This is a genomic window from Microcoleus sp. MOSTC5 (assembly GCF_036701825.1).
GTDB lineage: Bacteria > Cyanobacteriota > Cyanobacteriia > Cyanobacteriales > Microcoleaceae > Microcoleus > Microcoleus asticus.
Map to the genome: position 1 here is coordinate 1 of NZ_JAUBRK010000184.1, position 1,310 is coordinate 1,310.

Annotated in this window: 1 protein-coding gene; it reads right to left on the bottom strand. The window is 35.4% G+C overall.

Translation table 11 applies throughout. The features are described 5' to 3' along the window. Nucleotides 1-58: 58 nt before the first annotated feature. Nucleotides 59-1,171, bottom strand: coding sequence for an IS630 family transposase (locus QUA54_RS34270; protein ID WP_333419490.1), 1,113 nt, complete (start codon nt 1,169-1,171; stop codon nt 59-61). Nucleotides 1,172-1,310: the final 139 nt, after the last annotated feature.

A 1,310-nucleotide genomic window follows, 5' to 3' on the forward strand; every position in this document is an offset into this window, starting at 1 on the left:
ATATCTACCAAAATGGAATTATCGTGCAGTTCCGACTATTTAGCAGACGCTAAAGTTATTAAATTTTCATTCCTAAGTTACCTTTATTTTTGATTTTTCGGTTCCATTTGATAATTAGTTCTCCTTCATTTAACAATTCATTCAACAGAGACTCTAGTTTTTCAATAGATTCAAATAATCTATTAGCAACATATTCCTTGGCGGAATGCCATACTAATTCAACTAAGTTGTAGTCAGGACTATACTTGGGCAAAAACTCTATGATTATATTCGGCATCTCTGCTGCTATTTTCTGCAAAATTTCTGCTTTTTTATGAAAACTAGCGTTGTCCAAAATTATTACCAATTTACAGCCTTTCTCTTCAAATTCTCCCGCTAAATTCCCTTGTAATATCCACTCGGCTCTTAAATCTCCATAAAAATTTTTGAGGACGGCATAAAAATTAGCAGCATTTCCAGATGGAATAAAATCCACCCATCTTTTCTTGTCTGAATACCTCACTCCGCCCATGACATTTATACGACCCTTTCGTCGCTCTCCTCTTTTCTTGCTTCGAGTCCCTTTTTTACACCAATTTTTCCTTCTAATTACTCTCAAACTAAATCCGCTCTCATCCCAAAACCATACCTGTAGAAGAGCTGGAAATTCTTTTGCTATTCTTAGATACTCAGCTAATTTATCTTTAAATAAACCCCTCTCTACGGTATCTTGCTTCTCCTCTAAGCTATATCTAGCCCAGATGTAAACATACTTTTTTGATTTTAAAATCCTCCTTACTTGGGTACTACTCAACTCGATTCCTGTCTTTTCTCCTAGATATATGGCAAGTCTAGCTGTTGTCCATCTTCCGAACTCGTAACCATATTTCTCAGGTTCTACTTCAATGGTTTCTAGGAGTAAATTAATGTATTCTTCTGTAGCTTTTCGGTAGTTACCCTTCATCCGCTCATCTTTGAAACTGTCTAAATTTTCAGGCTCACCATGTCTGCTCCAATAAGCAACTTTTCTCAGAGAGCAGCCAATTAGTTCAGCAGTTTGAGCTTGTGTATTTCCGTTATTTAGTAACAAAAAAATCAAGGCTCTTTGCCGAATATCTGGATGCTCATGCTCTTTTAATGCTTGTTGTAGACTTTTTTTTGTCTCGCAATTGAGGAAGTTTTTAGTAGGCATTGACTTTTTCTAAATATCATCATATTATACTATGCAATATGCGTTTGAGATGCTCAACAGCTTAAATACTTGCTCTACTTGAATTGATGCTCCTTTTTTCAAACGAGTAATTAAGTGGATATCTCGTTCAATTAATTTG

Bases quoted from the DNA above. Each gene is read 5' to 3' on its own strand.
- QUA54_RS34270 (WP_333419490.1), bottom strand. From the start codon at position 1,171: ATGCCTACTAAAAACTTCCTCAATTGCGAGACAAAAAAAAGTCTACAA.